The organism is Paracoccus methylovorus (assembly GCF_016919705.1).
Lineage (GTDB): Bacteria > Pseudomonadota > Alphaproteobacteria > Rhodobacterales > Rhodobacteraceae > Paracoccus > Paracoccus methylovorus.
The window spans coordinates 1,308,126-1,330,375 of record NZ_CP070371.1 but is presented as its reverse complement, the minus strand read 5'-3'; the positions used below and the strand labels follow the sequence as shown (position 1 = coordinate 1,330,375).

Genomic DNA, 22,250 nt, shown 5'->3' with positions numbered 1-22,250 from the left:
GCATCGCGATGTGCCATACTCGTGGTGTCAAAACACAAGCTTTAGCAGGGCGCTGAAATAGTCCTGCTAAAGGGTCGTGGCTGGCGCGGATGCTGGAGCGCAAGCCGATCCCGGTGGTCGCCGTGGCGCTGGCCAACAAGATGGCGCGCGGTATCTGGGCAATGCTGACGCGCGGTGAAAGCTATCGTGGTCCGGTGCTGATCGGCGCCTGATCGGGCATCGAACAGGCACTCGGGCCACCGAGTTGTGAGGAAGGCATGATCTGCATGGGCACATGATCGACATGATCCGGATCGGGCAAACCAGAAACCTCCTCCGAGCCTCGAGCTCGCTGTTGGAGATGTGGCCCCGCTCCGCGCATCACCATCCCGGCCAGCGGCGCCAGTCAGCCGCACGTACAGGCCTGACAAAAGACCGCACTCGATCACAAGTCCAGACGATCAGAAATTCCTTGCAAAACGAGCGGCATCCACAAAAGAAGGTTCGACGTCAGGCCCATCCCCTCCGGGATATTCCCGCATCAGTCCCCGGACCCACTCGCCCACCAGTAGCGCAGGCTGTCGGGCAGGTCGTGGTGGGGCGAGAAGCCCAGCTCATCCAAGGCGGCGTCGATGGCGCTAGGGGCCGGGCGCGGATGCGGGAAACCGGCAAAGCCCGTGCTCACGTCCCGGTCGTAATCGACCGCCAGCGGGCCATGCGTCTGCGCCACTGCCGCGATGACCGCATCCAGCGTCCACTGCCCCGGATGGGTGATGTTATAGACCCCCAGCGCCGGGCGCGCCGCGTCCAGCGCCGCCACCGCCGCGCCGGCGCAGTCACGGACATCGACGAATTCCTCCGGCCCGGCCCAGACCAGCAGCGGGTCGTCGAGGCGCAGGGTGCGCCCCTCGCGCGCCGCCGTGACCAGGGTCGAGAACAGCCGCCCCGGCACCGAGGTCTGGTCCGCCCGCCGTCCGCCGATCACCGCGCCATAGCGCAGCGACACCGTATCGACGCCGTGCAGGTCGCGGTAAAGCAGTCCCAGTTGCTCGCCCGCCAGCTTGCTGATGGCATAGAGGCTGCCGGGGCGCTGGCTGATCAGGTGCAGGGCGGCGTCCTCGGGGATCGGGGCCGGGCCGAGGGTCGGGAACCCCGCGTAAAGCACCGTGGTCGAGCTGACCAGAACCACCCGGCGCAAGGCGTGCCGGCGCGCGGCCTCCAGCACCGTGGTGGTGCCCAGCAGGTTCACGCGCAGCCCGGTCAGCGGATCGGCCCGCAATGCCGAGGACAGCAGCGCCGCCGTATGGATCACCTCGCGGATGCCATGCGCGGCGATGATGCGGTCAAGGGCATCGGCATCGGTGATGTCGGCGGCCTCGAAGGCGATGCCCTCGGGCAGCGCCTCGGGGCGGCGGATGTCGAGCACGACCACGCGACCGCCGCGCGCCGCCAGCAATTCGGCGGCGGCGCTGCCGATCAGCCCGGCGCCGGTGACCAGCGTGGTCATGCCCGGTCCTCCAGCATGTCGGAGACGACATGGATCACCCGGCCGGCGAACGGCCCCATGCCGGCCTTGATGCGTTCCTGCACGGCCTGGCGCACCGGGCTGGCCAGCGCCGCATCCATGGCGGCGTGGCTGTCGAAGAACAGGTCGAACTGCATATAGGCGGCATCGGCCTCGGCGCCGGCATCGGCCTGCGCCAGCTTGCGCAGGGTGACGCGGCGAATGCCGGGATAGGTCAGGATCTCGGCCACCACGGTTTCGCGCATGTGGCGGTCGAAGGCGGGCTGGTCCTCGGGGGCGACCCGGCCCAGCAGAAAGGCGCTGCGGGTGATCATGCGGGGTTCTTCCTTTTCTTCGGCAGGTTTTGCAACAGGCCCGCCACCACCGATTCGGTGCGGGCAAGGTGGCTGTCCATCAGTTCCAGCGCATGGGCCGCCTGGCCGTCGATGACGGCGCGGGCGATGGCCTCGTGCTCGGCGGCGATGTCGCGCGGCGCGGCGCGGTCGGGTACGGGGGCCAGCAGGCGCAGCTTGCGATAGCGTTCGGACTGGTCGGCCAGCATGTGCCACAGCCGCAGCCGCCAGTCCGAGGCGCAGGCGGCGACAAGGGCGGTGTGAAAGGCGCGGTGCGCGGCCTCCCAGCGGGCGGCCGTGGCGCGGTCGGCGGTCTGTTCGGGCAAGGGCGCGCGCGACAGCAGATGCAGGCTGCGCAGGATCTCGGCCTCCCATTCCGGGGTGCGGTTGGCCATGGCGCGCGCCAGGCAGATCGCCTCCAACTCGCGCCGGGTCGAGAACAGGTCGTGCAGTTCCCGGGCCGAAATCTCGCGCACCCGGGCGCCGCGATTGGCCTCGGTCTCGACCAGCCCTTCCGAGGCCAGCCGCATCAGCGCCTCGCGCAGTGGCGTCAGCCCGACACCATAGCGCGCGCGTAGATCTGCCACCGCCAGCCGCTCGCCCGGCATCAGGTCGCCATGCAGGATCTCGGCGCGCAGCAGGTCATAGGCGGAGAGGGAATTATCAATCATATCACTTTCTATATTGACTTACAGATTTTATAAAATACCCTGAACGGGAAGTCAAGATTCGATTCAGGGGGAGGGGTTCATGCACGACGATCTTGCCGATGGGGTGCGCTGGGCGCTGGCGACGCTGCAGGGGGCCGGGGGCCCGCTGCCGGTGCTGGAGACCGCGACCGGGCTTTACGACCTGCGCCGCCTGCTGGAGGGCGCCGGCGCGCCGGCGCGCGACGTGGCCGGGCTGTTTGCCGACTGGCCGGCCAGCGCGGCCCTGCTGGCGACGCTGGCCGAACGCCCCGATCCGGCGGCGCGGGTCGCGGACGGGGTGCGGCTGGCGCCGATCCTCTATCCGGGCAAGGTGCTGTGTGCGGGCGCGAATTATTACCGCCATCTGGAAGAGATGGGGGTGAAGGGCGCCACCAGGCAGAACCAGCGGCTGTTCTTCTTCTTCAAGCCGCCGCGCAATGCCGTCGTCGGCGAGGGCGACACCCTGCACATGCCGCTGGACACCGCGCAGATGGATTGGGAAATCGAGCTGGCCGCGGTCATCGGCAAGCCCGCCCGCGCCGTCGCGCCCGAGGATGCGCTGTCCCATGTCGCCGGCTACATGGTGGCCATCGACGCCTGCGCGCGCGACCTCAACAAGGCGGCCGACACCTTCTACAAGCTGGACTGGGTGGCCGGGAAGGCGCAGGAAAGCTGCTGCCCGCTGGGGCCGCGTTTCGTGCCCGCCAGCGCCATCGCCGACCCGCAGGCGCTGCGCCTGACGCTGGACGTGAACGGCACGCGCAAGCAGGACGACACCACCGGCGACATGATCTTTTCCATCGCCGAGCAGATCAGTGTCGCCTCGCGCATCATGCAGCTTGACCCCGGCGACGTGGTGCTGACCGGCACCCCGGCCGGCGTCGGCGTCCCGAAGGGCGAGTTCCTGAAGCCCGGCGACCGGCTTGACGCCGCCATCGAGGGCATCGGCCGGCTGTCGGTGACGGTGCAGCCGCCCGTCACCGCCATCCGCACGCCGCTGGCCTGACATCATCCATAAAGGGGAGGAAGAACCGATGACATTCAACCGCATCGCCGCCGTCGCCACCGCTGCCGCGCTGGCCCTCGGCGCCAGCGCCGCCCAGGCCGAGATGGAGATCCGCATCTCCTCGGCCGCGCCGCCCGGCAACCCGCTGGTCGATGGTTTCGAAGTCATCAAGCAGCGCATGGAGGCAGCCTATCCGGGCGAGATCAAGGTGACGATCCACCATTCCAGCAGCCTGTTCAAGCAGGGCACGGAACTGCCGGCCATGCAGCGCGGCAACCTGGAGATGGCCACCCCCATCGTCTATGAAATCGAGCAGCAGCTGCCCGAATACGGACCGCTGGGCAAGCCTTATGTCTATCGCGATGTCGACCACATGCTGGCGGTCTTCAACGGCGAGATCGGCGCGCGGTTCTACAGCGATGTTGAGGAGAAGATGGGCGTCGTCATCCTTGATACCGGCTATCTGGGCACTCGCACCATCGGGTTGCGCAGCGAGCATGGCGTGACCAGCCCCGACGACCTGCACGGGATCAAGCTGCGCATGGCGCCGGGGGCGGCTTATCAGAACCTCGCCACCGCACTGGGGGCGGTGCCGGTGTCGATGCCGGCGACCGAGGTCTATCTGGCGCTGAAGACCGGCGCCATCGACGGACAGGACAACCCGCTGAACCTGGTCGCCGACTGGAAATTCGACGAGGTGACGGCGGAATTCGTGATGACCGATCATCTGGTGCAGCCGGTGTTCTTCGCCATCTCGGGCAAGGCCTGGAACCAGTTGACGCCCGATCAGCAGCAGACCCTGCGCGATGCGGCCAAGGAGGGCACGGCCGAGCAGATCCGCCTGACCCGCGGGGCCGAGACCGCCGCGCGCGAGAGATTCGAGGCCGAGGGCAAGCTCTTCTCGACCCCCGACCTCGCGCCGTTCCGCGCCAGCGTCGATGCAGTCTATGCCCAGCCCGGCATGATGAAGGGCTGGCGTGTCGAACTGCTCGACGAGGTGGCTGCGGTGGAGTGACGGGACCGGGTGGCGGGGCGACCTGCCGCCCGTCGTTTATCAAGGGGGAGGAATTGACATGACAGGGCTCTGGTCCGGGTTGCGGGAGGCGGCGCGCCGGCTGTCCGTTCTCGGCATGTTCGCGATCTTCGCGATCTTCATCATCGGGGTGGCGCTGCGCTACTCGGGGCATCCGCAATCATGGGTGGACGAGGTGGTCACCATCCTTGCCGCCTGGGTGGTGTTCTTCGCCTCGGCCTTCGTGCTGCCCTGGCGGGAATTCATCGCTTTCGACATGGTGTTCCGCGCCTTGCCGCCGCGCTGGCAGCGCGTGTCGATGGTGGCGGCGTGCCTGGGCTTCATCGTCGTCTTCGCGCGGGTGTTCTATGCGCTGGTCGATTACGTCCTGTTCATGCGCATCATGACCACCGACATGGTGGGGATCCGCCTCGATCATGTCTATGCGATCTTTCCGGTCTTCATCCTCGCCATCGGGCTGCGGCTGGCCATCCTCGCCTGGCGGCTGACATTCGGCGACCACGAGGTCGCGCTGGCCGAGCTGATCCCCACCGACACGCTCGAGGAGGTCACGCTATGACGCCGGGCCTCATCGCGCTGCTGGCGGCCTTCGTGGCGGCCTCGATCGTCCGCCTGCCCATCGCGCTGTCGATGTTCCTGGCGGGGGCGGTCTATTTCCTGGCCACCGGCCAGGATCCCGGCCTGCTGGTCGATCAGGTCATGGGCCAGATGACCGGCATCTATGTGCTGGTCGCCATCCCGATGTTCATCCTCGCCGCCAATATCATGAACGACAGCGGCATCAGCGAAAGGCTGTGGGGGGCGGCGAACGCGCTGGTCGGGCGGCTGCGCGGCGGCACCGGCCATGTGACCGTGGTGGTCAGCATCATCTTTTCCTCGATGACCGGCAGCGCGGTGACCGAGGCCGCCGGGCCGGGCGTGGTGGCGGTCAAGATGATGCGGCAGATCGGTCGCTATCCGCTGCATCTGGCGGTGGCGGTGACGGCGGCGGCCAGCGTCATCGCGCCGGTGATCCCGCCTTCGATCCCGCTGGTCATCTATGCCATGCTGTCGGGCGCCTCGATCGGCACGCTGTTTCTGGCCGGCATCGTGCCCGGCCTGCTGATGGCGCTGGTCATCATGGCCACCGTCGCCATCATGGCGCGCCGTTATGACCTGCCCGCCGGGGTGGGCGTGATCAAGGGCGAGGGTCCGGCGCTGCTGGGCCGCGCGGTGCTGCCGCTGACCCTGCCCATCGTGCTGCTGGGCGGTATCTGGTCGGGCATGTTCAGCCCCACCGAATCCGCCGCCGTCGCCGCCTTCTGGGGCATCATCCTGGGCGTGGTCATCATGCGCAGCCTGCGCCTGCGGCAATTGCCGGCGGCCTTCGAGATCTCGATGCGGCAGATGGCCTCGACCATGCTGCTGATCGGCAGCGCCTTCGTGGTCAACTATGCCATCGCCAACGAGGGTCTGGGTGCTGCTCTGGTCGGCTGGATCGAATCGATGCAGCTGTCGCCGCTGGCCTTCATGCTGGTGGTGAACGTGCTGCTGCTGGTGCTGGGCTGTTTCCTGGACGGTTCGGTCATCCTGCTGGTGGTGATCCCGCTGCTGCTGCCCTCGGTCAAGGCCCTGGGCATCGACCTGAACTATTTCGGGGTGATCGCTGTCATCAACTTCATGATCGGGCTGATCACGCCGCCTTACGGGCTGGTGCTGTTCGTGCTGTCCAGCCTGACCGGCGCGCCGCTGCAGAAGGTGTTCGTCGCCGTGCTGCCCTTCTGCGCGGCGCTGGTGGCGCTGCTGCTGGTGATGGTGCTGGTTCCCGACATCATCCTGTTCCTGCCGCATTCGTTCGGCTATCGGTGAGGTATCAACCATGACTCGCAAGACCGTTTTCGTGACCGGCGCCGCGCAGGGCATCGGCGAGGCTATCGCCGCCCGGCTGGCGGCCGAGGGCTGGCGCAGCGTGCTGATCGACCGCAACACCGATGCGGTCGAGGCCGCCGCCGGACGTCTCTCGGCGCAGGGGCTCGACATACGCGCTGCCGCGCTGGACGTGACCGATGCCGCGGCGGTGGCGGACTGCATCGCGGCCGAGGCCCGCGTCGATGCGGTGGTGACGGCGGCCGGCATCTATTCCGACCGCGATTTGTTCGCACTGACCGCAGATGACTTCCGCGCCATGACCGAGGTCAACCTGATCGGTACCTTCCTGATCGCACAGGCGGGTGCGCGGCGGATGGGGCCGGGCGGGCGCATCGTCACCATCTCGTCGCGCGGCGCGCTGGGCGGACGGCGGTTCGCGCATTACGCGGCCTCGAAGGCGGCGGTGATCGGTCTGACCCGGGCCATGGCGATGGAGTTGCGCGAGCGGCAGATCACCGTCAATTCGGTGGCACCGGGCTTTACCGACACGCCGATGACCCGCTCGGCCCCGGCCGAGCTGTTTGCCGAATGGGAGGGGCTGGAGGCGCGCGGCAAGGCGGCCAGCCCCGACGAGATCGCCGCCGCCGTCAGCTTTTTCCTGGGCGAGGATGCGAATTTCATCACCGGCCAGTGCCTGTTTGTCGATGGCGGCAAATCGCTGGGCGGAAGCGGGCTGTGACGGCAGGCGAGACAGCTTGTTCGCGCTGCCGGCGGCCTGACCAGCGAGGATTGCGATGATCACGGACTGGACCGACGCCTATGCCAACACCCCGCACATCCCCGATGGCGCGGCGTTTCCGGCGCGCTGGGCGGCCGAGGCGGCGGCATTTCGCGCCCGCAGCGACGTGGTGGCCCGCCTCGATCTGGCCTGCGGCGCGGCGGCGCGGCTGCGCGCGGACCTGTTCCTGCCCGAGGGCCCGTCGCGCGGCCTGGTGATATTCGTGCATGGCGGCTTCTGGATGCAGTTCGGCAAGGACTGGTGGTCGCATCTGGCCGCCGGGCCGTTGGCGCGCGGCTGGGCGGTGGCGATCCCGCAATATGTGCTGGCGCCGGCGGCGCGCATCGGCGCCATTACCGGCCAGATCGCCGCCGCGCTGCATCGGCTGGCGGAGGAGGTCGCCGGGCCGATCCTGCTGGCTGGCCATTCCGCCGGCGGCCAGCTGGTCACCCGCATGGTCTGCCGCGATGTCGCGCTGCCTGACCGCCTGCGCGCCCGCATCCGCCATGTGCTGTCGATCAGCGGGTTGCACGATCTGCGCCCGCTGCTGCGCACTGATCTGAACGCGACGCTGCGCCTCGATCCTGCCGAGGCCCGCGCCGAAAGCCCGGCTCTGGCCGAACCCGTGCCTGGCACCCGGCTGACCACATGGGTCGGCACGGTCGAGCGCCCGGAATTCATCCGCCAGAGCGCGCTTCTGGCCAATATCTGGACCGGCCTTGGCGCCGAGACCCGCGTCGTCGAGGCCCCCGGCCGGCACCATTTCGACGTGGTCGCGCCGCTGGCCGATCCCGACAGCCCGTTGTGCCGCGCGCTGCTCAGCGGGTGACCGGCCCCCCTTATCGGGAGCATCGTGACAGGACGGTGCTGATGACCGATTTTCGCAAGATCCTTGCTGCCAATCGTGGCGAGATGGGCAAGCAGACCGTCGCCGTCTATGCCAAGAAGGACAAGCTGAGCCTGCACCGCTTCAAGGCCGACGAGGCCTGGCAGATCGGGCAGATCGGGCAGATCGGGCAGATCGGGCAGAGCCTGTCGCCGGTAGGCGCCTATCTGTCGATCCCCGAAATCATCCGCGTGGCGCGGGAATCGGGCGCCGATGCCATCCACCCCGGCTATGGGCTGCTGTCGGAAAACCCCGAGCTGGTCGAGGCTTGCGACGCAGCCGGCAGGCACCTTCGGCCCTCATCCACATCTCGCGAGGGTTGATCACCAGCTGTCGTTTCAGCTTGAACGAAATCTTGTTGTAGATGTTGTTGCCGATGTGTTTTTCGTTGGTCAGGATCTGGTGGACCGACGCCCGCGTCCAAGATCGCTGCAAATCCGTCAGATACCCTTCGGCATTCAAGGCTTCGGCGATCTGGCGCTTGGCGCTGCCATCCTCCGCGAACATCCGATACATGCGCCGGACGACATCCTGCTCCTGGTCAGGGTCGGGAACCAGAACGACACGGTCTGTCTGGAGACTTTTCTGCTCGCCGCGCGATAATTCTCCCTTCTTGTTCCCATGTTCATCAATCAGCACCCTTCGCAGCCCGTACCCTGCTGCGCCGCCCTGACGAAAACCCAGCTCGACAAGACGGCATTGCCCGGCGAAGACCCTCACCGAGAGCTCGCGGCTATGGCCACGGCGGCGCACCGCCGGACAGCTGCTATGCCGCTCAAATTGCGTCCGTGCTGAAGCGCTCCCTTGGCGACAGCAGGTCGGGTGCCAAGACGGTTGCGGCCTGGACCGGAGCCAACGAGAAGACGGTGAAGAACTGGTTCTCGGACACATACGGCCCAAGCGGAGAACATCTCGTCGCCTTGGCGCGGCATTCGGACGAGGTGCTGGGCACATTTCTGGCGATGGCGGACCGGGAAAAGCTTATGCTGGCCATCAAGCTCGTGGCGGCCGGGCAGGCGATTACCGAGTTGCCGGACTCGGTGCGACGGTTGGGAGACGATCAGCGCGACTGACATGGCCACGATGCTGCTGGGCGGGTAACTGTCCGGCCTTGCTTTGTATTCGTTTTTGGTTATATTGAATACGCAAACAGCAACAGGAGGCTGGCCCATGTCCCGCACCACGACCATGACCGTCCGTGTCGGCGGTGCTCTGAGCGACTTCGTCGCCGCCAATGTTGGCGAGAACGGTTCCTACGAGAACGTCAGCGAATACATTCGCGATCTGATCCGCCGCGACAAGGAGCGGGCGGAAATTGCGGCTTTCAGTCGTCTGAAGGCCGAACTGACCCATGCCTTCGCAGCGCCCGAGGACAGCTATCAGCCCCTGACCGCCGCCGAGGTCGTCGCCCGCAACCGGATCTGACCGGATGGCCGGGATCCGCATACCGGCAGGCGCGTCGCTGCGCCTGGACGACATCTACCGTCATACACGGGAGCGGTGGGGTGCCGAACAGGCCGAGCGCTACATCACCGGACTGTTCGCTGCCTTCGATCGGATCGCCTCGCACGGCGTCGCCTCGAAACCGGTTCCGGCCGAGTTCGGCGTGGACGGGTTCTTCTTCCGCTACGAGCATTATTTCGTCTATTGGCGGAATCTGTCCAACGGCGACATCGGCATCGTGACGATCCTGCACGAGCGCATGCATCAGATCGATCGGTTCCGGGAGGATTTCGGGTTGGGCCAAGGCCGGGCTTGATACCTGTCCGACGTTTCTGCGCAGGTTTTCGCGTTCATCACCTACGGTCCGACAACAAGATGGGAGAGAGTTCGGTATTTGAGTCACTCGCTCCGCCATCATTATCCTGCAAATAGCTGATTTAATTGTAAAAATAGCCTTTACAGGGAATTTATTCCCCCATCATGTCCCCCACTCTGCAAAAGATTGTGCGGGAATACTCGGGAATGCTGCCCGCCTATGGCGCGCGCGTTGCGGCTACGGAAAACCCCGCGCAGACTATGACCCCACGTCGCACCCGCACACCCGCGCGTATCTCTGCGCCAATCAGGTGATTTGCATGACCCCATACCGCCCGTGCGCGTATCGTGCTGCAAAAGGGGCCGATGAAGCGGTTGCGCCTCATGGCGACTGGATCGGACGATGAGAACCGGCGCCGCTGCGATTGTCGCGATTCTGCGATTTTCGCCCCTCGCCTTGGCAGAAGATGCGCCATGGCTGGGCTTTAGCGACAGGGAAGAATAGCAACCCGCTGCTATTCTGTTGCGATTTCACCGCGAGAGGCTACCGGACAATCTGCCGCTGGGACGTCCCGGCAAGATCAAGAGCATTGCCCCTTGCCGATTTTGAGGCTGAACCGAGTGGGGCCGGGCCTGTCGGGTGCGGTGCGCGTCACCTGGACGTCGACACGGCAATCTTGGCTCTGGATCTGGTAGCCGCTCTCCGTGCTGGTGATGCTCTCGACGGGTTGCTGCTTGAGCGCGTCCGCAACCATGTCATTGCCGAGGGTGGCATGGATAATCTTGGAGTTGTCCCAATATCCGCTCAGGGCGGCAGAGGCAGGCGCGGCGGTGATTGCGAGAATAGCGGCGGCGGCGAATGATTTCATGTCATAATCTCTCCGGCTTGAACCAGAGCATCTTGCGGCAGGCAGGCACGAACGACAACGCCCCGTGTAGTCAACGAACAAAACTGCCTTCTCAAAAGCGGGCCGTGTCGTGGTAACGGTGGTGTGAGAATCGTCAGGAGGTTGTGATGGTGCTGGCGGCGGGGCCAGCCTTTGCTCAGCCAACGGAGGGCGTCATTGTTCGCTGCGGCGCATCCACGGGACATGCCTATTTCTCCAAGGATGAGACGATGAATCCCGGCGGCTCGAAGTGGGAAGAAGATGGCATGCGAAACGGGAAGATCGTTCTGGTTAAGCTTGGAGACGAATGGGACATCCAGTTTGACGACTCCATCGGGGCATATGGGTATCGGTCTGATGGCGCTCAGGTGTCCCCGATAATGTCGGCAGGTAATTTACTGACTGTCGGCGCTTTTCATGAAAACTACGTCGTTATCTACAACTTTGACTTGGCCAACCATGAGGTTGCGTGGTCAAGCAACAAAGTTGGGACTCTCGTTCAAAAGGTGGCGGTATACCGTGCAGACTGCGGCCCCACCCAGAACTAGCAGAATGACCGGCCAGTGGTCGGCACTATGTCGCGGACAGGCAGATTTGTGAGGTTCCTATGAAGTCGTTAGTTCTCGCGGCAGCGGTTGTTGGGTTAGCGGGATGCCTGCCGAACGATAAAGATACATTCACGCTCTACAGGGGCAGCCCGCTAGGGGGCAATATGCGCATTCATATGGCAACCTTCGACTCGAAAGACGGGCCTGACTACAACTCAGAAAACTGCGCCATAACAGCAGAACTATTCCAAAGGCAGCCCGGCGTATCTGTCAGGTATTGGTGCGAGAAGGGACGATACAGTAAATGATCCGCCTTCCCCTGCCCCTGAGGCGGATCGACGTGATGTCGATGAAGCCCAGGAAGCTTTCGGCGGTCTTGTCGTAGCGGGTGGCGACGCGACGGGCATTCTTGAGCTTGTTGAAGCACCGCTCAACGAGATTGCGCAGGCGGTAGAGCCTGCGGTCAACGGCGACCCGTAGCTTCCGGGTTTTGCGCATGGGGATGACCGGCACCACGTCGCGCACCTCCATGGTCTTGCGGATGTTGTCGGAGTCGTAGCCGCGGTCTGCGAGCAGAACGCTTGGCTCGGGCAGGTTGTCAGCCATGACCAGATCGAAGCCGAGGTAGTCCGATGTCTGCCCGGCCGTGATCTCGGTTCTCATGGGCAGGCCTGCCGCATTGACCCGCAGATGGATCTTGGTCGTGAAGCCACCTCGCGAGCGGCCGAAACCTTGGCGCGGAGTCCCCCTTTTGCGCCCGCTGCCTGATGATGAGCGCGAACCACGGTGCTGTCGATCATCTGCAGCGCATCCGGCACGATCCGGCTCTCGTTCAGCGCCTCCAGGATCTGTTCCCACAGCCCCGCCAACGTCCAGCGCCGGAACTGCCGATAGACAGACGACCATTTGCCGAACTCTTCCGGCAGGTCGCGCCAGGGCGACCCCGTTCGGGCGATCCAGAAAATCCCATCCAGAACAAGCCGATGGTTCGTGGGCTTGCGGCCGTTCGGAGAACGGACAGCCAGGATGAAGCGTTCAAAGAACGCCCACTCGTCGTTCGACATCAGGTTTCGTGCCACGCTGGTCTCCATTGCAGATACCAGCTTGAATCACGATCACCGCGCCCGGTGAATCCCTTTTGTCAACACGCCCTAGAAGGAAGGTAAGCGCAGCAATCCCCCTGAACAAAAGATCAAATCCGACAGATGCGGCAGATGCGGCAGATGACCACGTTACTGGTGGTCTGTTCAAATCATACATTCATCACGAGCTGACGGTGGTTTTGCAGGTGGCGCAGGCCGAGCTTGCGGGCCTGGCGGCCGGAGGGCAGAAAGCGCGCCGGCTCCGGGACATGATCGGGATCCGCCAGTTGCGGGAACAGCGCGAAGATTTCCTCGACCGCCGCCTTGCCCACGGATTTCAGCGCCTCGGGTCCGGTATAGAGCGATTCCGTCTCAGCCCCGTTCGACACCACCACCTCATGCCGGTCGAACAGCATGTGGAAATAGGTGACCTCATCAACATCCGTGGCGATGTCGAAGCCATCCAGTTGCAGAAGCTGCTTGGCAGCCACCAGCACCTCCGATGCGCCGAACATCTTCTGGGCGATCTTCGAGCGCACCAGCACCCGGTGCTGCGGCGAAACCAGCAGGTCCTGTCGCGGTGCATCCGGCCCCAGCGCCCCGGCCTTGATGCGGATCGGCTGCAATTTGGGCGCAGATGACAGCTGGGCCGCGCCCAGCTTTTGCGAACCGATCCAGCGCACCGGCTGCAGGCCATTGTCGCGGGTCTGCACCAGATCGCCCACGCTGACCTGTTCGATCGGGACTTCGCCATGTGCCGTCAGGATCAACGTTCCCGCGGTGAAGCAGGGGACGCGTTGGGCACTTTCCCAGTCGTAATAGGTAGTGTTCTTCCAAAGCAGCGGCAGGCCGTTCGGGTTGTAGGTGCCATCGCCGTTATTGGTCCAGCCGGCGTTTGTGGCCGCGGTGTCGAAGGCTGCCAACTCATCATCGGGAACGATGATCGTCAGCGCGTCCACCCCCAAACCGCCTAATACAGAGCCGCTTGTTGTATCACGTGTGGTGGCCCCGATCTGAAGCGTATCATCACCGTCTTGCAGCGTGAAGCTGTCGTTGAACTGCCAGTCATCCCCGATGATGACGTAATCGGAGCCCATGATGGTGGAGCCGGTAAAGCGACCGTCCTGGGTATAACGGTCGCCGATGGCGACGGTGTTGGTGCCGAACATTCCGCCCATTCCCAGCAGCCCGCCGACATGGACGTCATCGCCAAAGGTGATGGTGCGGTCCACAAATGTCCCGCCCAGGCCGATATTGCCGACCATGCCTGTTGTGCCGCCGATATATGTGCCGTTGCCGGCCACCAGCGTGATCTGCATGTGGTCGTCGGCAAGGCCGCTGCCGCCGATCGAGATATCGCCGGTATTGACGTTCTCGCCCAGGATCACGCTCTTGTCGCCGGAGCCGCCGCCCATGAGGATATGGCCGATATCCGAGCCATCGCCGACTTCGACCGAGTAGTTGGGCCCCGAGTTGCCCATGGAAAATGATTGGCCATGGGTATCGGCATTGGCGCCAAGCGTGACACTGCAGTCCCCGACTGTGAAGTCGAAGCTCAAATTCACACCGGCGGTATACTCGAAGTTGTCGCCGGCCGTCAGATCCAGCCCGCCGTAGTCGGCCTCGATGGGACCGGTGATGGTGGCATTGTCACCCAGCGTTATGACGCTCTTGGAGGCGCTGATGCTGCTGCTGTCAGCGTTGTTGAAACCGCCGATGGTGACGTGGTCGCCGCCCGTAACGGTGGTCTTGACCTCATTTGGATCGGTGCCATCGACGCCGCTGAGCATACCGATGGCAGAGCTGTTCCCCAGATTATAGTCCAGTGACTCGATCGTGCCGGAATTGATGAAATTCACGTTTGATGCCGTGGCGCCTTCCGCGACATTCACGGTCGGCGCAAGGGGTGAAAGCGGGTCAGAGCCGTTGAAGGAGATGACCATGGCACTGTCCGTGCTGGAATCGAGCTCGACGGTGAAGTCGTTCGTTCCTGCCGTGGATGGCGGTACGAACTCGATGATGCCGGATACGCTGGGATCAATAATATAGGTCTCTCCCGGAATGACTGTATAGGTTCCGGGGGCGTCGATGAGGACAGGCATGGACACACTCTAGAAACGGGCGACACCGTCGCGGCTGATGGACACAGGGTGCGGTATGTTAAGGGCAAAAGCCCTCACTTAACATGCAAATTAACCATAAAAGTGCGCAACACACAACAAACGCGCACATTCAAGGCCCAAGGATTTCGAGCCCTCATAGACTGATGGTACTGCCTTTCGAATAGTCCAATGAGACAATTTGTCTCGTAAAGGCGCGTCGGAAGAGGCGCTCTTCGAGCGCCGGAGGTGGCCAGCTTCGCCCACGACGCCCAGCCGAATGCGGCAAGCGACGCCGAGCTCGACCGCGAGCCCTGCGGGCTGGCGAGGTCGGCCCGAAGCGGCTGATCGGGTATCAACGCGACGCATTGGCTGTCTCATTTGTTCAGAGCCGACTCGATAGGCCATCTCATTGATCGCTAGTGCCGCCTAGGTTAGCAGTGCGGCATAGCGAACCTTTGCGGGAGGCATAGGTGCATGGCACTCGGCAAGACGATTGGTCTGTCTGACATCATCAATGCGAGAGGAACTTTTACCCCTCTCGGGGTGTCGAGATCCCATGTCGAAGTGCAAGCAGCCGTTGCAAAGGCGCTGGGGGCCTACGTGCTGATTGAAGGGATGCAGGAGGCGGTGTCGGCACATCTGGTCGAGTTTTCCGGAGCGGAGGCCGGCACAGTCGTCCACTGTGCGGCAGCTGCCGTCACTTTGGCGGTTGCGGCCTGTATGACCATGGAGAATGCCGATGCGGTCGCGCGCCTCCCGGACGCTGACGGTCTTGCACGGCGGGTTCTTCTACCTGCCTGCCACAATGTGAACTACGGGCAGCCCATCGAGCAGGCCGTTCGCCTTGCTGGCGGTCAGCCAAATCTCGTCGGGACCAAGGCAGAATGGGACTTGGCCGATCTCGGTCATGCGCTGTCTCACGATGATATTTGCTGCCTGCTTCTCGTATCCTCCCGTCTTACCGGCGGGAACGGACCTGATATGGCGGCGGCGGTAGCACTTGCCAAGGATCGGAACATCCCCGTTATCATTGACGGCGCTGCGCAGGACATGCGCGTGCGGCAACTGGTCAGCACAGGCGCGGATCTCGTCATTCTGAGCGGGCAGAAATATCTGGCTGGGCCCACAGCAGGACTGGTTGTGGGATCAAGGGCAGCGGTGACAGCCGTCCGCGCGCAAGAGAAAGGCATCGGCCGCGGCATGAAGGCAAGCAAGGAAGCTATCGCCGGGACGATTGCAGCGCTTGAGATACGCGCGAATCTAGATATCGAAACATGGCAGATTGACCAGACCAGGAAGCTAGAGAGGTTTATCCATGAAGTCCGCGGACTGCCTGGCGTAGAGACCTTCTCGCAGCCTGATCCCACCGGTCTGCCCTTCGCCAGAGTTGTTCTGGAGCTCGCCCCTGAATTTGATGCAGGAAAGGTGATCCATCATCTTCAATCCTTCGATCCGCCAATCTTTGTGATGGATCATATGGTCCGATCAAACAAACTTGTCCTTGAGATCACGTCGCTGCGGGAAGATGAACTTGATTACGTTACGATGCGCCTGAAGGGCCTATTGACGCAGAGACCGGATAGGGTTCTTCGCATCGATTACTAAGCCACCACCTCTGAAGCGAATGCCGCATCATGCTTAAATCTGGACCAGGAGGCTATCATCCAATGATCCGAAAAATGCTGGAAGACGGTTATGGCGTAGAAGATATTTCCATAAAAACTGGGCTGCCAAGGGACGAAGTTAGGTTTGCTGTAACCTTGCTACGCGAAAGCGGCTTACTTGACATCCTCTTGCACAGAGAATCGAGGCAACAGAAAAAATTCTGAGGTGAAGATTTTTACGTACTTAAGATTATCAACCTTTTAACATGTCTTTACGCTTGCATTCGACATCATGCTGTGCCGATAGCTTGGCAGGATCGACGTCTCCATCTTGGAATATTGGCTTGCTGACAGCCTGTTTACTATAGATCTGCGTCAAACCCCTCAATATATATACCGCACACTTTGTGGCGCAGTGTTTGGGTCTCCTCTTGGAGGTACCACTTCGAATAGCACAGAAAGATTTCCCCTTCGTAATCATTTCCGATGCTTCCAGATATCGGCTTCGTGATCCTTGTCAGACATAATGCAATATGCCCGTCAATTAATCGCCGGTCGTCGCCGTCCGTGGCTGTTTCGGCAGAAGGTGGGGTCGAGGCCGCGTGGAAGGCATCCCTCTGATGAGAATTTTCGTTTCATGCGCCGAAAAATTCAGGCGGTTCTGGCCTGTCGCAACTTCGGAAAGCCACACCACTGCGGATTTTCGGGAACCTGAACGGTTGTCGTCATCTGCTGCTATGGGCTAGTCTCGATTCTGACCGTCTATAAAACAGGGACATGCACATGAAAATCAAGACGTTGTTCGCCGCCTTCGCAATCGCTGCCTCGCTTGGTCAAGCCGCATCAGCGCAAGAGATGTCGTTCTTCCGAATCGGCACCGGTGGCACGGCAGGCACTTATTATCCCATTGGTGGGCTGATCGCGAACGCCATCTCGAACCCGCCAGGTTCGCGTGCTTGTGAGGATGGCGGATCCTGCGGCGTACCGGGACTGGTCGCGACAGCCGTGGCCTCGAACGGCTCGGTCGGCAACGTGAATGCCATCAACGGCGGCGCGATGGAGGCGGGCTTCAGCCAATCCGATGTAGCCTATTGGGCGCAGACCGGCACTGGGCTGTGGGAAGGCCAACCGGCCGTCGAGAAGCTGCGCCTGATCGCCAACCTCTACCCGGAAAGCATCCACTTGGTAGCGCGCAAGGATGCGGGCATCGCCTCGGTTGCCGATCTCAAGGGCAAGCGGGTCTCGCTGGATGAACCCGGCTCCGGCACGCTGGTGGACGCCAAGATCATTCTGGAGGCATTCGGTCTGTCCGAATCCGACATCACGCCGGAATATCTCAAGCCGGATCAGGCGGCCGACAGGATGCGGGATGGAGCGATGGACGCCTTTTTCTTTGTGGGCGGCTATCCGGCAGGCGCGATCGCCGAGTTGGCCAGCCAGCACGATATCGCATTGGTGCCCATCACCGGACCCGAGGTCGACAAGCTGCGCGAGGCCTACACCTTCTTCGCTACCGACACGGTTCCGGCTGGTACCTATGAGGGGCAGGACGCCGATACCACCACACTTTCGGTAGGTGCCCAGCTTGTCACCAATGCGGACCAACCGGATGAACTGATTTATGGCATCGTTCAGGCCCTGTATAACGACAACACGCAAAAGCTGTTTGCCGTCGGACATGCCAAAGGCAAGCAAATCACGCTGGACAGCGCGGTTCAGGGCGCCGGCATCCCGTTTCACCCCGGTGCCGAGCGTTTCTACAAAGAGGCCGGCAAGGTCGAGTGAAACTGCTCCTTATGTAACGAAAGGACGCGACCGGATCCCGGTTCGCGTTCTTTGCCTTTGAACCGAACACCAGGAAGATCGAATGACCGAAACGACACGCCAGCTTTCCGATGCAGAGCTTCGTGCTCTGGAAGAGGAATACGATCCCGAAGCGCGGTTCCGCACGGTCACTCGTCCGGTTGCCATCATGTCCGGCGTCATCCTTTTCCTGTTGTCGGTCTATCACTTCTATACCGCAGGTTTTGGTATTCCGCGGGCCACGACCCATCGTGGACTGCATATGGGCGTGTCGCTGTTCATCGTCTATCTCAGCTTCTCGTCCCTGACCCGCAATCGCCACAGAACAGATGGCTTCGCCGTCCTTGGCGTGCCGGTGACGGACTGGGTGCTTGCCATCGGCGGCGCGGTCAGTGCCTTCTATGTGCCCTGGATCTATGACCAGTTGGCCTTCCGGGTCGGCAATCCGCTGACCATCGACATCGTCATGGGCACCGTGCTGCTGTTGGCACTGATGGAGGCGGTCCGGCGCTCGATGGGCTGGCCGCTGCCGATCATCGCGCTGTTGTTCATCGCCTACGCATACTTTGGCAGGTCGATGCCAGGGATCCTGGTTCACCCCGGCGCCGATTGGGCCAATATCATCAATCATCTCTACCTGACCTCGCAGGGTATTTACGGCACCGCGCTTGGCGTCATTGCCACCTATGTGTTCCACTTCGTCCTGTTCGGTGTCATGGCGCAAAAGATCGGGCTGGGGCAGTTGTTCATTGATCTGGCCACCGCGTTGGCCGGCCGTTTCGCTGGCGGACCGGCCAAGGTCTCGGTCATCTCCTCGGCCATGCTGGGCACAATCTCGGGCTCGTCGATCGCCAATACCGTGACGACCGGCGCGCTGACGATCCCGGCCATGATCAAAATCGGTTTCAAGCGCCACTTCGCCGCCGCTGTTGAGGCCGCATCCTCGACCGGCGGGCAGATCACCCCCCCGGTGATGGGTGCAGTCGCCTTTCTGATGGTTGAGTATCTGGGCATCCCCCTTCGCACCATCCTGATCGCGGCCATCGTTCCGGCCTTCATGCATTTCTTCGGCGTGTTGGTTCAGGTCCACCTTGAGGCCAAGCGCCTTGGCATCCGTGGCCTGCGCCAGGAAGAGTTGCCGAAAGCCGTCAAGGTCCTGCGTGAAGGCTGGCTGTCGGTCTTTCCGCTGATCCTGCTGGTCTGGATGCTGATGTCGGGCCGCACGCCTTTCCTATCGGCCTTCTGGGCCATCACCGCCTGCATGATCGTCTATCTGATCCAACGGATCATGGCGGCCGGCACTATCGAGGGCATCAAGGAAACCGCCGCCGGTATCTATGAAGGCTTCGTCGCGGGTGCCCGGCAGTCGCTAGCCGTGACAGCGGCTGCGGCGCTTGTCGGGGTAGTGATCGGAATCGTGACCCTGACCGGGGTCGGTTTCAAGATTGCCTTCATGGTGACAAGCATGGCGCAGAACTGGGCCATGTCCTTGCATGGCCTGCTGGCTGTGCTGCCGTTCGAATTGCTCAGCATCCAGACACTGACGCTGCTCCTTACGCTTCTGATGACCGCGGTCGTCTGTGTGCTGATGGGTTGCGGCGTGCCCACAACGGCGAACTACATCATCATGGTTGCGGTGGCGGCACCGGTGCTGGGGATGATGAACGTCGAGCCGCTGGTGGCGCATTTCTTCGTGTTCTATTTCGGTGTGCTGGCCGATGTAACACCACCGGTCGCTTTGGCGGCCTATGCCGGCGCCGGGATCGCGGGCGCAAACGGCTTCAAGGCGGGAAACACGGCATTCCGGTTGTCGATGGGCAAGGCGCTGGTGCCGTTTGTCTTCGTCTTCTCGCCCTCTCTCTTGCTGGTTACACAATCCTTTACGCTGCCCGACTTCCTGCTGGCCTTTGCCGGCGCGGTTCTTGGTATCGTGGCGCTGTCGGCAGCCATCACAAACTGGCTGTTGGGACCGTTGCTTCTGATCGAACGGCTGCTGCTGCCCATTGCTGCACTGCTGATGATCGCGCCGGAAATCATCTCCACCGTGATTGGCGCGGCAATCCTTAGCGTCGTTGTCCTGCGGCAGTATCTAGCGGGACGTTCCGGCCCGAGCCCGGAACCGGTCACGTGAGCCAACAGCTTATTATGTTTGTCTCACCCGGAGCAACCGGGCTTTCCCTGGGGCTGGGGGTGAGACCACGGCGATCGTGAGTCCGCATCGCATTCTGCGAATCCAGCTAAATGCTGGGCGATGCCGAGTGCGGCACAGCAATCAAGAGTGAGGCGCGGATGGGCGCTTCGGCTTCCCGGTAAGCCATGTGATGATTCAGGGATACCCAGCCTTAGGCCTATTTTTGGGAAAATATTGAAAGCAGGCCTGCCAAAACATGACCGGAATTGCCCCGCTGCCGGATACCGGTTAGGCTTTTGGAAATAAGCGTCGCATATCCTTTCCGCCCGAACCGGAGAATCCAAGGTGACGACAGTTATCAACTTCCTGAATACGATCTTCTGGGGATATATCCTTATCTACGGTCTCCTGGCCGTCGGGATCTATTTCACCATCCGGCTCCGCTTTCAGCAGATCCTGCGTTTCCGAGAAATGATCCGGTCGATCACCGCCGCCCCGGCGGCGGACCGACAAGGGATTTCTCCGTTTCAGGCGCTTTGCACCAGTCTGGCGTCGCGCGTGGGAACCGGCAATATCGCTGGGGTGGCGGTGGCGCTGGTCCTTGGCGGGCCGGGTGCGATCTTCTGGATGTGGATGGTGGCTCTTGTCGGGATGGCGACCGCCTACGCGGAATCGACGCTCGCCCAACTCTACAAGGTCAAGGACAAAAGTGATACCGGGGGTGTCTATCGCGGCGGTCCCGCCTTCTACATCGCCCATGGCCTTGGCCTGCCTTGGCTTGGCGCGGTGTTCTCGGTCTGCCTTATCCTGTCCTTCGGGCTGGTGTTCAACGCGGTGCAGGCGAACTCGATCGCCGATGCGATGGAGGGGGCCTTTGGGTTGCCCAAGCTGGCAACCGGACTTGCCATCGCGGCGCTGACTGGCGTGGTTATCTTTGGCGGCATCCGGCAAATCGCCGCAGTGGCGGAATATGTCGTGCCCTTCATGGCCGGCATCTATCTTCTTGTTGCAATCATTGTCGTGGCGATGAACCTCAGCGAAGTTCCGGGAATGCTCGGCCATATCGTGTCAAACGCCTTCGGCCTGACCGAGGCAGCCGGCGGCATCACGGGCGGCATCGCCGCCGCCATGCTGAACGGGGTGAAACGCGGGCTGTTCTCGAACGAGGCGGGGATGGGCTCGGCTCCCAACATCGCCGCAGCGGCGACACCCAATCCGCACCACCCTTCGAGCCAAGGCTTCGTGCAGGCATTCGGTGTCTTTATCGACACGATCCTGATCTGCACCTGCACCGCGCTGATGATCCTGCTCTCAGGAGTTTACGTGCCGGGGGGAGAACTGACGGGCACGCAACTGACCCAGTCCGCCATGGCCGACCATATCGGAGGCTTGGGCCCGTTGTTCGTGGCAGTGGCAATCTTCTTCTTTGCCTTTACTTCGATCATCGGGAATTATGCCTATTCGGAAATGGCGATGACCTTTCTTGGGATCGGGAACAGGGCTGGGCTGATCACCCTGCGGTGCCTGGTGCTGGTCATGGTGATCTGGGGAGCAATGCAGGCCGTTACGACGGTGTTTGATCTTGCCGACGCCTCGATGGGGCTGATGGCGACAATCAATCTGATCGCTATCGTCGCCCTGTCAGGCACGGTGGTAGCACTGACGCGGAACTATTTCGCGCAACGCGAAGCAGGCCAAATTCCGAAGTTCAACATCCGCGAGCATCCCGAAATGGCCAAGGGCGTCGATGCTGATATTTGGTCCTGATCAGAACGCCGGATGACGCGCGTAGCAGAAACCATCCGACGGGAACAGAGGACGATACGCTTATGCCGACTCATCGCCTCTCCCGGCCGGCGGACAGCCCTTCTTTGGCTCCAGACTCATTGATGTTCAAAGCCAGAAGAGAACCGTTGCTGCGAGAGCGATGGCGGAGAGGAAGACGTGGGGCATCTGTCGGATGGGGTTGCCACCCGGCGCCAGTCCTTGAGCCTGCCAAACATGATTTCGACCCCTGTTGCGGGGCTTGTATCGGCGCTTGTCGTATTTGACAGCCTTCTTGCGGGTCTTTCTGCTGGGGATATACACCTTTATCCCTTTGTCTTTCAAAGCGTCTCTGAATCAGTCTGCATCATAGCCCCTGTCCGCCAGCATCCATTGGGCCCTCGGCAGGCTGTTGAGCATGGCCGCGTACCGGTAATCGCTGACCTGGTGCGTCGCTACCATTTCGGAGAAATTCTTCTTACACCCAACGGGGCC

19 protein-coding genes and 5 pseudogenes are annotated in these 22,250 nt (G+C 62.5%); 16 read left to right on the top strand and 8 right to left on the bottom strand.

Annotation, left to right across the window (positions count from 1 at the left end; translation table 11 throughout):
- Positions 1-71: 71 nt before the first annotated feature.
- Positions 72-212, top strand: a pseudogene (locus JWJ88_RS19670) (IS110 family transposase); the annotation flags it as partial.
- Between the two features lie 308 nt (positions 213-520).
- On the opposite strand, the gene JWJ88_RS19665 reads toward JWJ88_RS19670, so the two are convergent.
- From JWJ88_RS19665 to JWJ88_RS19655, 3 genes are read right to left on the bottom strand one after another with little or no spacing between them, the layout of a single operon-like run.
- Positions 521-1,486, bottom strand: coding sequence for an NAD-dependent epimerase/dehydratase family protein (locus JWJ88_RS19665; RefSeq protein WP_205296107.1), 966 nt, complete (start codon positions 1,484-1,486; stop codon positions 521-523).
- The gene (locus JWJ88_RS19660) at positions 1,483-1,818 is read right to left on the bottom strand and encodes an EthD family reductase (RefSeq protein WP_205296106.1); all 336 of its coding nucleotides are present in this window, start codon (positions 1,816-1,818) and stop codon (positions 1,483-1,485) included. The genes JWJ88_RS19665 and JWJ88_RS19660 overlap by 4 nt, the downstream gene beginning before the upstream one ends.
- Positions 1,815-2,507, bottom strand: coding sequence for a GntR family transcriptional regulator (locus JWJ88_RS19655; protein ID WP_205296105.1), 693 nt, complete (start codon positions 2,505-2,507; stop codon positions 1,815-1,817). Before JWJ88_RS19655 ends, JWJ88_RS19660 begins: the two co-directional genes overlap by 4 nt.
- Before the next feature lie 79 nt (positions 2,508-2,586).
- Here JWJ88_RS19655 and JWJ88_RS19650 point away from each other — a divergent pair, with 79 nt between their 5' ends.
- The 7 genes and pseudogenes from JWJ88_RS19650 to JWJ88_RS19620 form a co-directional block, all read left to right on the top strand.
- Positions 2,587-3,531 (top strand): fumarylacetoacetate hydrolase family protein, encoded by a 945-nt coding sequence (locus JWJ88_RS19650; RefSeq protein WP_205296104.1) that lies wholly within the window; start codon positions 2,587-2,589, stop codon positions 3,529-3,531.
- 28 nt (positions 3,532-3,559) lie between these two features.
- Positions 3,560-4,546 carry a TRAP transporter substrate-binding protein DctP gene (gene dctP, locus JWJ88_RS19645; protein ID WP_205296103.1) on the top strand — a complete coding sequence of 329 codons (987 nt, stop codon included), beginning with the start codon at positions 3,560-3,562 and terminating at the stop codon, positions 4,544-4,546.
- A 58-nt stretch (positions 4,547-4,604) separates the two neighbouring features.
- Positions 4,605-5,123, top strand: a complete 519-nt coding sequence (locus JWJ88_RS19640; protein ID WP_205296102.1) for a TRAP transporter small permease — start codon at positions 4,605-4,607, stop codon at positions 5,121-5,123.
- Positions 5,120-6,412 (top strand): TRAP transporter large permease, encoded by a 1,293-nt coding sequence (locus JWJ88_RS19635; RefSeq protein ID WP_205296101.1) that lies wholly within the window; start codon positions 5,120-5,122, stop codon positions 6,410-6,412. Before JWJ88_RS19640 ends, JWJ88_RS19635 begins: the two co-directional genes overlap by 4 nt.
- A 10-nt stretch (positions 6,413-6,422) precedes the next feature.
- Positions 6,423-7,151, top strand: a complete 729-nt coding sequence (locus tag JWJ88_RS19630) for an SDR family NAD(P)-dependent oxidoreductase (RefSeq protein ID WP_205296100.1) — start codon at positions 6,423-6,425, stop codon at positions 7,149-7,151.
- Between the two features lie 55 nt (positions 7,152-7,206).
- On the top strand, positions 7,207-8,019 hold the full coding sequence (locus tag JWJ88_RS19625) for an alpha/beta hydrolase (protein WP_205296099.1): 813 nt from the start codon (positions 7,207-7,209) through the stop codon (positions 8,017-8,019).
- Between the two features lie 41 nt (positions 8,020-8,060).
- Positions 8,061-8,360, top strand: a pseudogene (locus JWJ88_RS19620) (biotin carboxylase N-terminal domain-containing protein); the annotation flags it as partial.
- A gap of 1 nt (position 8,361) precedes the next feature.
- Here the strand turns inward: JWJ88_RS19620 and JWJ88_RS19615 are convergent.
- A pseudogene (locus JWJ88_RS19615) lies at positions 8,362-8,814 on the bottom strand (recombinase family protein); the annotation flags it as partial.
- Positions 8,815-8,864: 50 nt separating this feature from the next.
- Here JWJ88_RS19615 and JWJ88_RS19610 point away from each other — a divergent pair.
- The 3 genes from JWJ88_RS19610 (at position 8,865) to JWJ88_RS19600 (ending at position 9,835) form a co-directional block, all read left to right on the top strand.
- Positions 8,865-9,149 (top strand): hypothetical protein, encoded by a 285-nt coding sequence (locus JWJ88_RS19610; protein WP_205296928.1) that lies wholly within the window; start codon positions 8,865-8,867, stop codon positions 9,147-9,149.
- Positions 9,150-9,246: 97 nt separating this feature from the next.
- A complete protein-coding gene (locus JWJ88_RS19605; RefSeq protein WP_205296098.1) occupies positions 9,247-9,501 on the top strand; it encodes a ribbon-helix-helix domain-containing protein in 255 nt (84 codons plus the stop codon).
- A gap of 4 nt (positions 9,502-9,505) precedes the next feature.
- A complete protein-coding gene (locus JWJ88_RS19600; protein ID WP_205296097.1) occupies positions 9,506-9,835 on the top strand; it encodes a type II toxin-antitoxin system RelE/ParE family toxin in 330 nt (109 codons plus the stop codon).
- Between the two features lie 580 nt (positions 9,836-10,415).
- On the opposite strand, the gene JWJ88_RS19595 is transcribed toward JWJ88_RS19600, so the two are convergent.
- Complete coding sequence (locus JWJ88_RS19595) at positions 10,416-10,703, bottom strand: hypothetical protein (RefSeq protein WP_205294645.1); 288 nt, start codon at positions 10,701-10,703, stop codon at positions 10,416-10,418.
- A 146-nt stretch (positions 10,704-10,849) separates the two neighbouring features.
- On the opposite strand from JWJ88_RS19595, the gene JWJ88_RS19590 reads away from it, so the two are divergent.
- On the top strand, positions 10,850-11,269 hold the full coding sequence (locus JWJ88_RS19590; protein WP_205296096.1) for a hypothetical protein: 420 nt from the start codon (positions 10,850-10,852) through the stop codon (positions 11,267-11,269).
- Positions 11,270-11,539: 270 nt separating this feature from the next.
- Here the strand turns inward: JWJ88_RS19590 and JWJ88_RS19585 are convergent.
- Together JWJ88_RS19585 and JWJ88_RS21915 are read right to left on the bottom strand one after the other, a co-directional pair.
- Positions 11,540-12,333: pseudogene (locus JWJ88_RS19585) on the bottom strand (IS5 family transposase).
- A gap of 188 nt (positions 12,334-12,521) precedes the next feature.
- A complete protein-coding gene (locus tag JWJ88_RS21915) occupies positions 12,522-14,453 on the bottom strand; it encodes a Hint domain-containing protein (RefSeq protein WP_240200307.1) in 1,932 nt (643 codons plus the stop codon).
- A gap of 474 nt (positions 14,454-14,927) precedes the next feature.
- Between JWJ88_RS21915 and JWJ88_RS19575 the strand changes: the two genes are divergently transcribed.
- From JWJ88_RS19575 to JWJ88_RS19560, 4 genes are all read left to right on the top strand, one after another.
- Positions 14,928-16,058, top strand: a complete 1,131-nt coding sequence (locus JWJ88_RS19575) for an aminotransferase class V-fold PLP-dependent enzyme (RefSeq protein WP_205296094.1) — start codon at positions 14,928-14,930, stop codon at positions 16,056-16,058.
- Positions 16,059-16,840: 782 nt separating this feature from the next.
- Positions 16,841-17,842, top strand: a complete 1,002-nt coding sequence (locus JWJ88_RS19570) for a TAXI family TRAP transporter solute-binding subunit (RefSeq protein WP_205296093.1) — start codon at positions 16,841-16,843, stop codon at positions 17,840-17,842.
- Between the two features lie 82 nt (positions 17,843-17,924).
- Positions 17,925-19,991, top strand: coding sequence for a TRAP transporter permease (locus JWJ88_RS19565; protein WP_205296092.1), 2,067 nt, complete (start codon positions 17,925-17,927; stop codon positions 19,989-19,991).
- 345 nt (positions 19,992-20,336) lie between these two features.
- Positions 20,337-21,758 carry an alanine/glycine:cation symporter family protein gene (locus JWJ88_RS19560; protein WP_240200306.1) on the top strand — a complete coding sequence of 474 codons (1,422 nt, stop codon included), beginning with the start codon at positions 20,337-20,339 and terminating at the stop codon, positions 21,756-21,758.
- Positions 21,759-21,884: 126 nt separating this feature from the next.
- On the opposite strand, the pseudogene JWJ88_RS19555 reads toward JWJ88_RS19560, so the two are convergent.
- Positions 21,885-22,205: pseudogene (locus JWJ88_RS19555) on the bottom strand (transposase); the annotation flags it as partial.
- Positions 22,206-22,250: the final 45 nt, after the last annotated feature.

Bases quoted from the DNA above. Each gene is read 5' to 3' on its own strand.
- JWJ88_RS19665 (WP_205296107.1), bottom strand. From the start codon at position 1,486: ATGACCACGCTGGTCACCGGCGCCGGGCTGATCGGCAGCGCCGCCGCC.
- JWJ88_RS19660 (WP_205296106.1), bottom strand. From the start codon at position 1,818: ATGATCACCCGCAGCGCCTTTCTGCTGGGCCGGGTCGCCCCCGAGGAC.
- JWJ88_RS19655 (WP_205296105.1), bottom strand. From the start codon at position 2,507: ATGATTGATAATTCCCTCTCCGCCTATGACCTGCTGCGCGCCGAGATC.
- JWJ88_RS19650 (WP_205296104.1), top strand. From the start codon at position 2,587: ATGCACGACGATCTTGCCGATGGGGTGCGCTGGGCGCTGGCGACGCTG.
- dctP (WP_205296103.1), top strand. From the start codon at position 3,560: ATGACATTCAACCGCATCGCCGCCGTCGCCACCGCTGCCGCGCTGGCC.
- JWJ88_RS19640 (WP_205296102.1), top strand. From the start codon at position 4,605: ATGACAGGGCTCTGGTCCGGGTTGCGGGAGGCGGCGCGCCGGCTGTCC.
- JWJ88_RS19635 (WP_205296101.1), top strand. From the start codon at position 5,120: ATGACGCCGGGCCTCATCGCGCTGCTGGCGGCCTTCGTGGCGGCCTCG.
- JWJ88_RS19630 (WP_205296100.1), top strand. From the start codon at position 6,423: ATGACTCGCAAGACCGTTTTCGTGACCGGCGCCGCGCAGGGCATCGGC.
- JWJ88_RS19625 (WP_205296099.1), top strand. From the start codon at position 7,207: ATGATCACGGACTGGACCGACGCCTATGCCAACACCCCGCACATCCCC.
- JWJ88_RS19605 (WP_205296098.1), top strand. From the start codon at position 9,247: ATGTCCCGCACCACGACCATGACCGTCCGTGTCGGCGGTGCTCTGAGC.
- JWJ88_RS19600 (WP_205296097.1), top strand. From the start codon at position 9,506: ATGGCCGGGATCCGCATACCGGCAGGCGCGTCGCTGCGCCTGGACGAC.
- JWJ88_RS19595 (WP_205294645.1), bottom strand. From the start codon at position 10,703: ATGAAATCATTCGCCGCCGCCGCTATTCTCGCAATCACCGCCGCGCCT.
- JWJ88_RS19590 (WP_205296096.1), top strand. From the start codon at position 10,850: ATGGTGCTGGCGGCGGGGCCAGCCTTTGCTCAGCCAACGGAGGGCGTC.
- JWJ88_RS21915 (WP_240200307.1), bottom strand. From the start codon at position 14,453: ATGCCTGTCCTCATCGACGCCCCCGGAACCTATACAGTCATTCCGGGA.
- JWJ88_RS19575 (WP_205296094.1), top strand. From the start codon at position 14,928: ATGGCACTCGGCAAGACGATTGGTCTGTCTGACATCATCAATGCGAGA.
- JWJ88_RS19570 (WP_205296093.1), top strand. From the start codon at position 16,841: ATGAAAATCAAGACGTTGTTCGCCGCCTTCGCAATCGCTGCCTCGCTT.
- JWJ88_RS19565 (WP_205296092.1), top strand. From the start codon at position 17,925: ATGACCGAAACGACACGCCAGCTTTCCGATGCAGAGCTTCGTGCTCTG.